The sequence below is a fragment of the Rhizobium sp. RHZ02 genome (genome assembly GCF_014851575.1).
In the GTDB taxonomy this organism is placed as follows: Bacteria; Pseudomonadota; Alphaproteobacteria; order Rhizobiales; family Rhizobiaceae; genus Rhizobium; species Rhizobium altiplani.
On the sequence record NZ_JACUZX010000002.1, the window covers coordinates 484,960 to 498,482 of the forward strand.

Genomic DNA, 13,523 nt, shown 5'->3' on the forward strand with positions numbered 1-13,523 from the left:
TAATATAAGAGGGCAGATGCCGAATCGATCAGGAGAGTCCCTTGACGATTGCAGTCTCCCCCCAGGCCCTGCCAGCGCTCGTCCTGAACGCTGACTACAGGCCCCTGAGTTATTACCCCTTGTCGCTTTGGTCCTGGCAGGACGCGATCAAGGCGGTATTTCTCGACCGTGTGAATATCATTGCAGAATATGAGCATTCGGTATCTTCGCCGAGTTTTTCGATGCGGCTTCCGAGCGTCGTCTGCCTCAAGACCTATGTCCAGCCTTCCCGCAACCCGGCCTTTACGCGCTTCAACGTGTTCCTGCGCGACAAGTTCGAATGCCAGTATTGCGGCGAGCACGATGACCTGACCTTCGACCACGTCATCCCGCGTGCCCATGGCGGCGAAACGACATGGCAAAATGTCGTTGCTGCCTGCTCCCCCTGCAATCTGAGAAAAGGCAGCAAGCTGCCGAAGCAGGCAGGCATGTTCCCGAATCAGAAGCCGTACCAGCCGACGGTGCAAGACCTGCACAATAACGGCAGGCTTTTCCCGCCGAACTACCTGCACGACAGCTGGCTCGACTACCTCTACTGGGATAGCGAACTGCAGCCCTGATCAGTCTCTACTCAGACAGGCTCAGGCCGTCTTACGGACGCCGACGAAGGCGAAAGCCGCCAGGACAAGGCTTGTGATCACGTTCCAGCCTGCGAAGGAGAGGCCGAGGACGCGCAACGCGGCGTCTGTGCAGGAGGGGCCCTTGATGCTGTTCAGCTCGCCCAGCAGGTCGCCGGCATTCTGCGTCATGCTGCCTGCCGTCGTGGAGCAGGTCGCCGGTCCTTCCCAGAACTGCCACTCGACACCGGAGTGATAAACGCCCATGCCGGCGCCGACAATCATAAGCATGCCGGCGGCAAGCAGGAATGCCCGGCCGATCCAGCTCGGAAGGCCGACTGCGGAGGCAACCGCGCCGAGGATCGCGACCGGAATGCCGTAATAGTAGGGCTGGCGCTGCAGCAGGCAGAGCGCGCAGGGGATGTAGCCGCCGATATATTGAAAACCAAGCGCAGTTCCGACGACGACCGCCATGCCTAGTGCGAGCACCAGCGAGTAGCCGACGACCGGGCGAGCAAGGGAAAACGAGGCAGGCATGAACGGACTCCGAATAGCTCAGTGGGCAAGTAGTTTATAGGCAATCCCGAGGGCGATGGCGACGGCGGCAACAATGCCTGTAACCTGCGCAAGGCGCTTCTCGATGAAGTGGCGGATCGGCTCGCCATAGCGGCGCAGCAGCCAGGCGAGGAAGAAGAAGCGGGCACCGCGTGCGATGATCGCGGAAATAACGAAGAAGCCGAGGTTCATGTGAATGACGCCGGCAAGGATCGTCACGACCTTGATCGGCGGCAGATGCGCCAGGCCGGAGGTGACGAGCAGCAACAGCAGGATTTCCCACTCATCGTGGATATAGAGCCTGAGCTGCTCGAAGGCGCCAAGCTTTCCGTAGAATTCCAGAACCGGGCGAGCGATCGCATCATAGGCATAGTAGCCGAGCGCCCAGCCGGCGATGCCGCCCAGGACGGATGCAACGGTTGCGACCAGCGCGTAGCGATAGGCGCGTTCCGGCTTTGCGAGCCCCATCGGCAGGTAGAGAACGTCGGCAGGAACCAGAAAGACAGAACTTTCGACGAAGGCTATAACGGCGAGCCAGACTTCGGCCGATTTCCGGCCCGCGAGTGACATGGTCCAGTCGTAGAGTCTGCGGAGCATTCCGATCCTTTCGCTTCGAGCGCATGAGCTTTATGGGGCGTCTGCGCCGCTGTAAATGCTTGCTGTGTCGTTCGTAGGGTGACGTGCCAAAAATCTTCGTGATCAAACGGCGGCGATGAGCTCAGGAGTCGACGCTGGAGGGCTGATCTGTCTTCTGCCGCATGACGTTCATTTCGGTTCGTTCGCGCGCCATTTCGCTGACGGCCTGACGCAGAACGGGATGCTTTGCCGTGAACATGTTGAAATCACGTCTTTCGAGCACAAAGAACTGGCAGAAATCCACGGCAACGACGTCCGCGGTGCGTCGTCCGCCGCTGAGCAGCGCCATCTCGCCGAAGAACGCGCCCGGCTCCAGCCGGATCGGCTCGCCCGGTAGCTGTACTTCCACTGCGCCCGATGACAGGAAATACATGCCATCGCCTCGGTCGCCCTTGCGCACCACGCGTTCGCCCGGCAAGGCCGATTTCGGCCGAAAGAGGAGCAGCAACTCCTCCTGCGAATCTTCATCGACCTTGGCAAACAGCGGGAAGGTTTCGATAAGTTCTTCCATCTCGAGCTGATGCTTGTGCTCGCGGGCCTCGTTGATCGCTCGGATTTTTTCAAGCTCGCGGCCGAGTGCCTCGTGCCGGCGGCGACCGAAGCGATTGCTGAGCACCGGCCATCTGGTGTGCACATGGGTATGCAGCGCTTCGGCACCCAAGCAGACGAGCGGATTGAGCGTGATCGAAATGATGGCGGATGCGAGGATGATGTCCTGCCCGTCACTTGGCAGCAGCCCGAGAGAAACGCCGAGGCTGGCGAGAATGAACGAGAATTCGCCGATCTGCGCCAGTCCGCCTGACACGGTCAGTGCCATGCCGATCGGATAGCGAAGCATGACGACGATGAGGAAGGAGACGATGGTCTTGCCGACGACAATCAGCGCCAGCGCGCTGATGACAGCCATCGGCTGCCGCACCAGGATCGACGGATCGAACAGCATGCCGACCGAGACGAAGAACAGCACCGAAAAGGCGTTCTGAAGCGGCAGCGAATCGGCTGCGGCCCGATGGCTGAGGTTGGACTCGCTCATCACCACGCCTGCGAAGAAGGCGCCGAGCGCAAACGAAACGCCGAAGACTTTCGCCGAGCCGAACGCGATGCCAAGCGCTATTGCGAGGACCGTCAGGGTGAAAAGTTCGCGCGAACCGGTTCTCGCCACGAGCGTCAGGAGCCAAGGGACGATCTTCGGCCCTAGAAAGATTGCCATGACCGCAAAGGCACCAACCTTCACCAGCGTCAGCGCTATCGTCAGCGGAAGCGGCAGCCCGGCGTTGTGTGCAAGGCCGCCCGCGGTCGCATGACCACCGAGCAATTCGGCGACGGCAGGCAGAAGCACCAGTGCCAGGACCGTGGCAAGGTCTTCGACGATCAGCCAGCCGACGGCGACGCGGCCGCTGGCGGAGTTGAGCAGGTTCCGCTCCTCCAGGGCTTTCAACAGCACAACCGTACTTGCTACTGACAGGCTGAGTCCAAGGACGATTCCCGCCCCAAGGTTCCAGCCCCACCAGCTGGCGAGCCCGATACCGAGCAGGGTAACGACGACGATCCGCGCGATTGCGCCCGGCACGGCAATCCCGCGCACGGCAAGCAGGTCGGCGGTCGAAAAATGCAAGCCAACGCCGAACATCAACAGGATGACGCCCATCTCCGCCAACTGGCTGGCAAGCTCGGCATTAGCGACGAAGCCGGGCGTCAAAGGGCCCATCACGATGCCTGCAAACAAGTATCCGACAAGCGGCGGCAGACGCACTCGATCGGCGAGATAGCCGAGTATCGCCGCGCAGACGAAACTCACGGCAACTGTTGCAATAAGCGATACTTCCTGATGCACGCGTGCGCTTTCCCTCTTGGCGGGCGCAGTGTGGCCGAAACGCCGAAGAAATTAAACAGTTGATTTGCCGCGTCGGGCCAATTGCTGGGTAGAGCCCGATTGAGGCAGCAATGTTGCAAACGACGAGATGAGAAAGCGTTGCCCTGCGGCAACACCCAGCTTCTGAACGATGCTGGAGAACCCCTGAAATTGCAGGTGAAGCGCTATACTCTCCATTAGAGTAGTTGCATATCTTCGTCCTGAATACTCGTTTAGACCGAGCGCATACGGGGCAGAAGTTGACTGATACTGTTGATAGTTCATACCTTTCCACCCGGCGTGCCACGCGTCTAAGCACACTCCTGCCCGTGCTCCTGCTCGCCACATACTTTAGCGCCAGCTTCGTTCTTCGACTCTTGCGTGGCGGCGATCTGGCGTCCGACGAGGCAGAGCAGATCAGGCTCTCGCATGCCTTGCAACTGGGCTACGGCGACCAGCCGCCGCTCTACGACTGGCTATTCTACTATTTCGCCAAGATCTTCGGCGCCTCTGTCGACACGCTGGCTTTCGTAAAGAACGGGACGCTGCTGCTGAGTTGCATCTTTCTCTGTCTCGCGGCCCGCAAGGTGATGGGCAAGCGCGAAACTGCATGGATCGCCCCCATCGGCTTCCTGAGCCTGCCTGTGGTCTTTCTGCTCTCGCAGCGGGATCTAACTCACAGCGTCGGCGCCTTCGCTGTCGTCGCGTTCTTTCTCTACGTACTGGCATTGATGGCGGAACGACCGTCGACCGGCAATTATGCACTTCTCGGCGCAGCAGCCGGGTTGGGATTCCTTGCCAAGTACAACTTTGCGATCGTCCCGGTCGCGACGGTTGCAGCGCTCCTTCTCGAACCTGGCCTGCGGCGATTGGTCTTCAACTGGCGGCTGGCGGTGACCATCGCGGTTGGTCTCATCGTCGCGGCCCCGCATGTTTATTGGATCGTGACCCATCTGGATTTGGCGACCGGCGACACGCTGAAAAATTTGCGGGCAGCCGCTAGCGCCGGGATGCCCGAGCAAGTGGTTGCGGCCTGGGAGCTGTTGGGAGCGATCGTCAAATGTTCGGCGTTGACGCTCGCTATCCTCGCCATTGTCTATCGTGGCCATATCCGGACGATCCTTGGCACCAGCAGCGAATGGACGAGGGTCATCGGCCGGATGCTCGTCATCAGCATGTTTCTGGTCTACGTGATCATGCTCGCCGTCGATGCGACGATCATGCGTCCGAAGTGGATCTCGATCTTCTTCGTGGCGTTCCCGCTTTATCTGGCATTCAAGGTCGAGGCCTCAGGTGTCCAGGTCCCCGGCGCAATCGGGAAGCTTGTCGCGCTTGTGGGGGCGGTGATCTTTATCTCCCTGGGCGTCGTTTTCGTTGGGAGCTTCCACTAAAGCATGTCATGCGATGCCGCTCGTCTTGCCGAGACGCGGGCGGAGCGGATCGAGCGCTGATCTTGCGTGGCATCTGCCAGTGGCTGCCGCATGCCGGGGTGTGGCAAGCGCGCGAAATTATGACCCTTCGAAATTATCAGACATAGCAATAGCTTACGGGATCGTTATGTCCTTCTCCGCGATGTCTGTCGCGGGCCCGAATTCATCGGCTAAAGCGCGCCTCACAGCCCTTACATTGGACGAGAAGCTCCGGACCCTGGACGAGCACGTTTCGTACTAAGCCTTTCTGCCGACTTAGCGAGAAAAGGTGGAAGGCGTATTATCGATTGTCCAACGCTGTTCGTAGCAAGGAGCGTCAGGATGCCTTATTTCCAAGATCCGAATCTGCCACGCAATACCGCGCGCCGACGTTTTCTGGGAGTGGCGGCCGCTGCCGGCGCTCGCGTTGCAAGCGTGGCAGCCCTTGCAATGGCAGCGTCGTCTTTGCCGGTGAGAGCGGGCCCACGTAACGGGAACGGGAACTCGGGCGGAAATGGCAACTCCGGCGGAAATGGCAACTCTGGCGGAAATGGCAACTCTGGCGGCGGTGCGCAGTGCTTTCTGCGTGGGACGTCAATCCTTACGGATTGCGGCGAAAAGCGTGTCGAGGACCTGCAGACGGGGGATCGCGTTGTTCTTCTGGAAGGAGAAACCAGCCCAATCAAGTGGGTCGGTCGGCAGGTATTTACGAAGCGAGGCGCGTGCTGGCAGGAAGGCGTCGTACCGATTCGAGTGGCACGTGATGCACTGGGCGATGGCACGCCACATTCCGATCTCTACCTGTCACCCGGCCATGCTCTGTTCCTGAATGGCGTACTTATCCGAGTGAAGGATCTCGTAAACGGCACAACAATCGCGCCGATCGCACCGCGCGACGATTTGACGATTGAGTATTACGCCGTTCTGCTCGCGACACACCAAGTAATCCTTGCTGAAGGCGCTGCGGCAGAAACCTTCCACCCCTCGGACAGCAATCGCGATAATTTCGGAAATTTCGCGGAATACGAACGCCTGTATGCTGGTGAGCTACGCGAGCCGATGACATCCTATGCGACGGTTCTGGGCGAGGAAGGCGGCTGGCAACATCTGAAAGCCCTTCTTCTTCTCGGCGCCTCGCCTCTGGTGCCAATGCGTGATCCGTTCGAGGATGTCTGCGAGAAGATCAATGCGCAAGCCAAAGAGCTCTCGGCCTAGACAGGCTGATTTCGAGGTTTTGCGTGCTTGAGACAAAAACGCCAAAGAATAGGAAATTAAATCACTAGCGTTTTGTCGGGATGGTGCCCCATGCCGGGGTCGAACCAGCACTTCTTTCGAAACTCGATTTTGAGTCGAGCGCGTCTACCAATTCCGCCAATGGGGCAACGGATACCGACGAGGCGGCTGTCTAGCATGCGTTCGCCCGCGCGCGCAAGACGGCGGGCGAAGTTCTCGGCTTGATTTGTTGGAGTTTCCGGCTCGCGACGTGCGGCCGGAAACGGTATCAATGCGCGACCGCGGCGGCGGGTTGATGGACGGCCGACTTCTTCAGCGTGATCGCGAGGACGGAGGCGAGCAGGCAGAAGGCGCCGGCAATGAAGAAGGCGGGCAGATAGCTCTGCAGTTCGGTGCGCGACCAGCCGGCGCCGTAGGCGGCGGTCGCCGCTCCCAACTGATGGCCTGTGAAAACCCAGCCGAAGACGAGGCCCGCCTTTTCGCGACCGAAACGGTCGGCGGCGAGCTTGACGGTCGGCGGCACGGTGGCGATCCAGTCGAGGCCATAGAAGATCGCGAAGATCGACAGTCCGTAGAAGCTGAAATTGCTGAAGGGCAGGAACAGCAGCGACAGGCCACGCAGACCGTAATACCAGAAGAGCAGCCAGCGATTGTCGAAGCGGTCCGACAGCCAGCCGGAGCCGATCGTGCCGAAGAAATCGAAAATGCCCATCACGGCAAGAACGCTGGCGGCAGCCACCGGCATGATACCGAAGTCACCGCAGAGCGTGACGAAATGCGTCTGGATCAGGCCGTTGGTGCTGAGACCGCAGATGAAGAAGGTGGCGAACAGGATCCAGAAGGTCGAGGTACCGGAGATTTCCTTGAGAACCGTGACCGGCGTTGCCAGCATCGCCAGCAGCCCGGATTCGGTTGGCGGCGGTGGCGTGATATGTGCCTCGCCGAAGGCGGGCAGGTTGAGGTCGGAAGGGCGGTCGCGCATGAAGGCCAGTACGATGAGTGCGGCGAACATGATCATGCCGCAGACCAGAAAGACTGTTGCGCGCCAACCGTACCGTTCCGTCAACTCCGCCATCAGTGGCAGGAAGACCAGCTGTCCCGTCGCAGAACTCGCCGACAGCATGCCTACCACGAGGCCGCGATGCTTGGTGAACCAGCGGGCGGATACGGTTGCGGCGAGCACCATTGCGGTCAGCCCGGTGCCGAAGCCGACGACGATTCCCCAGAGCAGGAGCAACTGCCAGAGTTCGCTCATGAAGAGCGAGCCGACGAAGCCGCCGCCGATCAGGACCATGGCGAAGACGATAACCTTGCGGATGCCGAAATAGTTCATGAAAGCGGCCGAGAACGGTCCCATAAGCCCGAACAGAATCAGCCGGACGGCGAGCGCGGAAGATATCTGCGAAGTTTCCCAACCGAACTCGTCCTGGAGCGGCTTGATGAGGACGCCGGGGGCGCCCATCGCGCCAGCGGTCACCAGCATGGTCAGGAAGGTTGCTGCAACGACCACCCATCCATAGTGGATGTTGCGTCGCGCCAGAGATGAAGCAAGTGCAGTCGATACCATGTGGCCGTTCCGTTTTGAGGTTGCCGGAGACTATCGGAAGCTTTTAGATGATGGTCATCATAATTGTTGCGTATTGATGATTGACGTCATATAAATTGTCAAGCTGCCAATTGCGGAGAACCGAATGCGGGTCAGCCGAGAGAAATTTGCCGAGAATCGCGAGAAGATCCTGACGGTTGCCGGGGTGCTGTTTCGCGAAAAGGGTTTCGACGGCATAGGCGTCGCCGAGATCATGAAGGCTGCCGGGATGACGCATGGCGGGTTCTACGGCCATTTCGAATCCAAGGAAGAGCTGGCGCTGGAAGTGAGCCGCGCATTGATCGAGAAGGTGAAGATTCGCTGGAACGAGATCATCGCGTCGGCGCCGGAGCGGCCGTTCGATGCGCTGCTCAATCACTATCTGTCGCGCTGCAGCGTCGACGACCCAGGCGGCAGCTGCGTTTTCGCCTCGCTTGCCCAGGAAGTCAGTCGCAGTCACGGAGCGATGCGCGAGACATTCAACGATGGGCTTTCGATGCTCGTTGATATTCTGTCCAAGATTGTGTCCGGCAAGACGCCAGAGGAACGGCGCGAGAAGGGCTTTACGACGCTTTCAGCGATGATGGGTGCGGTGATCCTGGCGCGAGCCGTCGAGAGCCGTGAACTCTCCGACAGCTTTCTCTATGCGACTCGCGATGCACTCTCCCTTGAGAACAGGACCGAAGGCTAGCCGCGGCGTGCAATCAGGCCGCCGATCTCCACCACCTCCAGGAAGCTGCCCTCGGGCGAAAGCTTGAGGAGGGTGGCGCGAAGCTCGGCCTCGAAGGCTGCCGTCCTTTCGCCAAGCGCCTGTGGCGATGTCACCGAGGTCGAGAAGGCGCGGCCGACGATATCGTCGAGGCCGAGCTTGCGCTCCCTCACAACGGAGATCCGCTCCAGATCACCGAAGGGCGAGCGAAGGAGGATGCTTTCATGCTCAATCCAATCCGGGCTTTTCCGCCGTTCGCGATTGGCATTGCGCTCCGGTGCGAAGCTCTCGGCGATCTCGTTGACGGCCTGCCGCCAGTCGGGCGTCGAGGAGATGTGGCGATCGCCGAACAGCACCACGCAACCGTCAGTCACGGTGATTTCATCGAGAGCCTAGCGTCTCCAGGCGGTCCATCCAGTGAAACGAACGCCCCATGACCGTCATCTTGAGCGGCGCAAAGCGCGGGCCGAGATCGTATGAAGAGCCCTTGATGAAGGTGACGTTGACACCGACGGCGGCTGCATCCGTCCGCGCCGCCTCCAGCATTTCCGGTTCCGGATCGAGGCCAGTGACCGTTGCTCCGGCCAGCCGCACGAAAGCAATGCCGAGCTGACCGGGGCCGCAACCAAGGTCAAGCACACGCTCGCCGGCCACGAGGCCGGCGCGCTTGGCAACCTGCCCGATGAGTTGATCGGGATAGGGAACGCGATAGCGCGTGTAGTAGGCGGCCGTGGATTGAAAGCGGCGCGCTTCGAAGGGGATCGTCGTCATGGCAATATCCTTGAACGGAAGTGGCCGCGGTCGCCGGCTCAACGCCCGCGACCGGCAACTCTCCAAACTGTCGCGTTATTTGAAACCTTCGACCCTGTGGGGAACATAGGGTTCCTCGAGCGCGGCGACGTCTTCTGGGGCCAGCTTTACGGACAGTGCGGCGACGGCGTCGGCCAAGTGCTTGGCTTTCGACGCGCCGATGATCGGCGCCGTGACGGCGCCCTTCTGCAGGATCCAGGCGGTCGCAATCTGGGCACGGGAGACACCATGTTTTTCGGCCAGCTTTCCGACAACGCCGATGATGGTACGATCGGCGTCTTCCGCCTGCTTGTAGAGCGTCTTGCCGAATTCGTCCGTCTCGCTGCGGGTTGTCTTCTCATCCCAGTCGCGCGTCAGCCGACCGCGGGCGAGCGGGCTCCAGGGAATGACGGCGATCTTCTGATCCTGGCAGAAGGGCAGCATTTCGCGCTCTTCCTCCCGGTAGAGCAGGTTCAGATGATCTTGCATGCTGACGAATGGCGTCCAGCCATTGGCGCGCGAGGTATAGAGCATCTTGGCGAATTGCCAGGCATACATGGAGGAGGCGCCGATATAGCGCGCCTTGCCTGCCTTCACGACATCATGCAGGGCTTCCAGCGTTTCTTCGATCGGCGTCGTATAATCGAACCGGTGGATCTGATAGAGGTCGACATAGTCGGTGCCAAGGCGACGCAGGCTGTTGTCGATCTCGTCGAAGATCGCCTTGCGCGACAGGCCGGCGCCGTTCGGCCCCGGACGCATGCGGTTAAAGACCTTGGTCGCGAGCACGATCTCGTCCCGCTTTGAAAAGTCCTGGATCGCGCGCCCGACGATCTCCTCCGAGGAGCCGTCCGAATAGGTGTTGGCGGTGTCGAGGAAGTTGATGCCGAGATCGAGCGCCTGTCTGATCAATGCCCGGCTGTCTTCTTCGCCGAGTGTCCAACTGTGGTTGCCACGGCCAGGTTCGCCGAAGGTCATGCAACCCAGGCAGATCTTCGACACTTCCAAGCCAGTGCCGCCAAATTTGACGTAATCCATGAAATTGCTCCAAACGAGTCGCTACCCAGCGCCCTTTGATCTAGCGCGGCAAGCTTGAAAGTGTCTGCTCCTCACACAAAAGTTTTGTGACCATCGAGAAGCCATCGCAAGGTCTCGCGCTTGCGTGTGCCGGGCTCTCGGTGTTAGCTGCTGCAGCATTTGACTGGATTTTCGCCGATGAGACTACCGCAGCGCGATCGCTACGAAGACCTTTACCGTGATTTCGCCTGGGAAATACCGGAGGATTTCAATATCGGCCGCGCGGTGAGCGACGAATGGGCGGCGCGGACGCCTGATCGCGTTTGCCTTGAGCACTTCAGCCCTGACGGCAATCATCTCTCCATGACCTACCGCGAGCTGGCCGACCGGTCGGCGTCGCTCGCCAATGCGCTGGTGTCTTTGGGGGTAACGAAAGGTGATCGGGTCGCCCTGCTCCTGCCGCAGTCGTTCGAGACCGTTATCGCCCATGTTGCGATCTACAAGATCGGCGCGATCGCACTGCCGTTGGCCTTGCTCTTCGGCGTCGAGGCGCTGGAATACCGGCTGCGGACCGCGGGCGCTTCCGTCGTCATCACCAACACATTCGGGCTCGACCGCATCAGTCATATCCGCGAGCGACTACCTGACCTTTCCGAAGTGATCTGCGTCGACGGCGATCGACAGGGCGTGCGATACTTTTCAGGGCTGCTCCAAAGCCATCCCCCGGTGTTCGAGGTCGCGAAAACCGCGCCCCACGATCCGGCGCTGATGATCTTCACGTCGGGAACGACCGGTCCGCCGAAGGGCGCGCTTCACGGTCATCAGGTGCTGGCGGGGCACATACCGGGCATGCAGTTTGCCCATGAGGGATTTCCGCAGGCCGGAGACAAGGTCTGGACACCTTCGGACTGGGCCTGGGCTGGCGGTTTGCTGAATGCGCTGCTGCCCAGCCTGTTGCTCGGTGTTCCCGTCGTCTCCTCGCCGGCGCAGAAATTCGATGCCGACATGGCTTATCGCATCATGGCCGAAATGAAGGTGCGCAACGGTTTCATTCCGCCGACGGCCTTGCGGCTACTGAAATCGGTGCCAGATCCACGTGCCAAATATGATCTCGTCTTGCGCACCATCGGCGCAGCGGGCGAGTCGCTCGGTGCCGAAACGCTGGAATGGGTCAAGCGGACGCTCGGGATTACGGTCAACGAGTTCTACGGCCAGACGGAGTGCAATTTCGTGCTTTCGTCGAGCGCCGCGATCGGAATCAGTCGTCCCGGCGCAATCGGACGCCCGGTGCCCGGGCATCGTGTGGCCATCGTCAGCGAAGCCGGCAAGGAGCTTCCTGTTGGCGAAGCTGGGCAGATTGCCATCCGCCGCCCGGATCCCGTGATGTTTCTCGGCTATTGGGACGACGTCGGGGCGACCGAGCGGAAGTTTGTCGGCGATTGGCTTCTGACAGGCGATATCGGGCGCCAGGATGCGGACGGCTACGTCACCTTCTTCGGGCGGGATGACGATGTCATCACCTCCTCAGGCTATCGGATCGGGCCAGCCGAAATCGAGGACTGCCTCATCGGCCATCCCGCCGTGCAGCTGGCCGCAGCCATCGGCAAGCCCGATCCCGTTCGCACCGAGATCGTCAAGGCCTATGTCGTGCTGGCGCCAGGATTCGAGCCAAGCCAACAGCTGGCGTCCGAGATCAGCGAATGGGTGAAGTTGCGGCTTTCGATGCACGAGTATCCGCGCGAAGTGGAATTTGTCCCGGAACTGCCGCTGACCACGACAGGCAAGGTCATCCGGCGCCTGCTCAGGGAGCGGGCCGCTGCCGGCTGACGGCTTTGGCGTGACCTGACGTCACTGGGGAGACTTTCCACGCCGGGCGAGTGACATGATCTTCTGTCGCAGCATCTTCGCGACGTTGCGGGTGCTGCTGTACATATGGAGCTGGGCGGCCACCTGGCGCACGTCCCGGTCGCCGTTCTGGTTCAGCCCGATTACCATCGTGCCCATCTCCTCCCGCTCCTTCCAGAAGCGATTGATCATCGGGTGATCGGGGATGGCGCAGGAGTCGGAACGAACGATGTTGGCGTCGTCAAGGTGCCATTCGGTCACCTCGCCCATCAGCAACTTGCCTGGCGAATAGCGCGCATAGGCTTCGTCGTAGGCCGTCTTCCAGGTGTAGGCCTCGCCGCCCATCATCAAGACCACCATCGAGGCGATTGCCTTGCCGTTGAGGTCGATCGTGTGGACACGAACGGCATCGACGGCGGCGAGGTTGGAAACCGCCTCTCGGGCAAAGGCGGTGTGGTAGCGATCGGTCACCAGCGCACTGCGCTTCTTGCCCTTCCAGCCGCCGGCCTCGAGCGCAAGGAACTCTTCGAAACGCGCGTGGACTTCACGCGCCTGGCGCGCGACGTTATAAACCACCGTGCCCAAGTCCTCGAGCAGACGCCATTGCCGCCGCATCTCCTTCAGATGCGACGAAGAAATCGCGTCGCGCAGATAGACGGTTGCTTCCTCGTCGCTCTGCAGCATGGCGCGCTGATAGGGATTGGCGATGGTGATCGGCAGGTTGCGGCCGATGGCGACCGCCCTTGCCATGCGGGCAAAGAGCCCGTTCAGCCTGACATCCGGCAACACGAGAATTGGGGGCAGGCGCAGGTCCCGATGGGTCAGGCCGTCATAGAGATTGTCCAGCGTTTCGCCTGCATCCTCGGTATCGACCAGCGGCGTGCCGAGCGGTGCAAAGCCGTTCGACCAGACCCGTACGATCGAGGGGCCGACGGCGAAGCCGGGTTTTTCGATGGAGAACGGCATCAGGAAGCGCATCCGGCTTCGCGTGTCGCTCAGATCCCGCAACAGGGCGAAGTTCACCTCTCTATCATCCAGCCGCGGCATGGCCGGGGCGAGGAAGCGACCGGTGAAGAAGACATTCGGCTCCATCGCTCGGTTGGAGAGGAAATCGAGCTCTTCCTGCAGTTCGTAGCCGAGCTTGCCGGAATAGAGGCAGAGTTCACGGCCCGGACGGCCGACTTCAACGCGCGCATCCGGCCGTGGCATGTCGAAATCGAGAGCCGCTAGCTCGTGAACCATGCGGTTCGTCGTGACATCGGTCGTTTCGGTAGCTGGAGGAATGCGCACCATTATA

Annotated in this window: 11 protein-coding genes, 1 tRNA gene and 1 pseudogene; 5 read left to right on the forward strand and 8 right to left on the reverse strand. The window is 60.7% G+C overall.

The window, feature by feature from the left end:
- Window positions 1-41: 41 nt before the first annotated feature.
- The gene (locus IB244_RS05235; RefSeq protein ID WP_007790722.1) at window positions 42-599 is read left to right on the forward strand and encodes an HNH endonuclease; all 558 of its coding nucleotides are present in this window, start codon (window positions 42-44) and stop codon (window positions 597-599) included.
- Between the two features lie 21 nt (window positions 600-620).
- Here the strand turns inward: IB244_RS05235 and IB244_RS05240 are convergent, their stop codons facing one another.
- The 3 genes from IB244_RS05240 to IB244_RS05250 all read right to left on the reverse strand — a co-directional run bounded on the left by IB244_RS05240 (window position 621) and on the right by IB244_RS05250 (window position 3,621).
- On the reverse strand, window positions 621-1,133 hold the full coding sequence (locus IB244_RS05240; RefSeq protein ID WP_018857815.1) for a disulfide bond formation protein B: 513 nt from the start codon (window positions 1,131-1,133) through the stop codon (window positions 621-623).
- 18 nt (window positions 1,134-1,151) lie between these two features.
- Entirely contained in the window at window positions 1,152-1,748 is a 597-nt protein-coding gene (locus IB244_RS05245; protein ID WP_018857816.1) for a YqaA family protein, read from the reverse strand.
- Between the two features lie 121 nt (window positions 1,749-1,869).
- Entirely contained in the window at window positions 1,870-3,621 is a 1,752-nt protein-coding gene (locus IB244_RS05250; protein WP_169681341.1) for a cation:proton antiporter, read from the reverse strand.
- 278 nt (window positions 3,622-3,899) lie between these two features.
- Here IB244_RS05250 and IB244_RS05255 point away from each other — a divergent pair, with 278 nt between their 5' ends.
- Together IB244_RS05255 and IB244_RS05260 are read left to right on the forward strand one after the other, a co-directional pair.
- A complete protein-coding gene (locus tag IB244_RS05255) occupies window positions 3,900-5,030 on the forward strand; it encodes a glycosyltransferase family 39 protein (RefSeq protein ID WP_026371851.1) in 1,131 nt (376 codons plus the stop codon).
- A 360-nt stretch (window positions 5,031-5,390) separates the two neighbouring features.
- Window positions 5,391-6,263: a Hint domain-containing protein gene (locus tag IB244_RS05260; RefSeq protein ID WP_018857819.1), complete on the forward strand. Its 873-nt coding sequence runs from the start codon at window positions 5,391-5,393 to the stop codon at window positions 6,261-6,263.
- 81 nt (window positions 6,264-6,344) lie between these two features.
- Here IB244_RS05260 and IB244_RS05265 read toward each other — a convergent pair.
- Window positions 6,345-6,429, reverse strand: a tRNA-Leu gene (locus IB244_RS05265).
- A gap of 120 nt (window positions 6,430-6,549) precedes the next feature.
- Window positions 6,550-7,848 (reverse strand): MFS transporter, encoded by a 1,299-nt coding sequence (locus IB244_RS05270; RefSeq protein ID WP_018857835.1) that lies wholly within the window; start codon window positions 7,846-7,848, stop codon window positions 6,550-6,552.
- A gap of 124 nt (window positions 7,849-7,972) precedes the next feature.
- Between IB244_RS05270 and IB244_RS05275 the strand changes: the two genes are divergently transcribed.
- The gene (locus tag IB244_RS05275) at window positions 7,973-8,557 is read left to right on the forward strand and encodes a TetR/AcrR family transcriptional regulator (RefSeq protein WP_018857836.1); all 585 of its coding nucleotides are present in this window, start codon (window positions 7,973-7,975) and stop codon (window positions 8,555-8,557) included.
- Here the strand turns inward: IB244_RS05275 and IB244_RS05280 are convergent.
- Both IB244_RS05280 and IB244_RS05285 read right to left on the reverse strand, forming a co-directional pair.
- Window positions 8,554-9,346, reverse strand: a pseudogene (locus IB244_RS05280) (methyltransferase domain-containing protein). The gene IB244_RS05275 and the pseudogene IB244_RS05280 sit on opposite strands and share 4 nt — an antisense overlap.
- 75 nt (window positions 9,347-9,421) lie before the next feature.
- Window positions 9,422-10,402: an aldo/keto reductase gene (locus tag IB244_RS05285; RefSeq protein WP_018857838.1), complete on the reverse strand. Its 981-nt coding sequence runs from the start codon at window positions 10,400-10,402 to the stop codon at window positions 9,422-9,424.
- A 177-nt stretch (window positions 10,403-10,579) separates the two neighbouring features.
- On the opposite strand from IB244_RS05285, the gene IB244_RS05290 reads away from it, so the two are divergent.
- On the forward strand, window positions 10,580-12,208 hold the full coding sequence (locus tag IB244_RS05290) for an AMP-binding protein (RefSeq protein ID WP_018857839.1): 1,629 nt from the start codon (window positions 10,580-10,582) through the stop codon (window positions 12,206-12,208).
- Window positions 12,209-12,229: 21 nt separating this feature from the next.
- Here the strand turns inward: IB244_RS05290 and IB244_RS05295 are convergent, their stop codons facing one another.
- Complete coding sequence (locus IB244_RS05295) at window positions 12,230-13,519, reverse strand: GNAT family N-acetyltransferase (protein WP_018857840.1); 1,290 nt, start codon at window positions 13,517-13,519, stop codon at window positions 12,230-12,232.
- Between the last annotated feature and the right edge of the window lie 4 nt (window positions 13,520-13,523).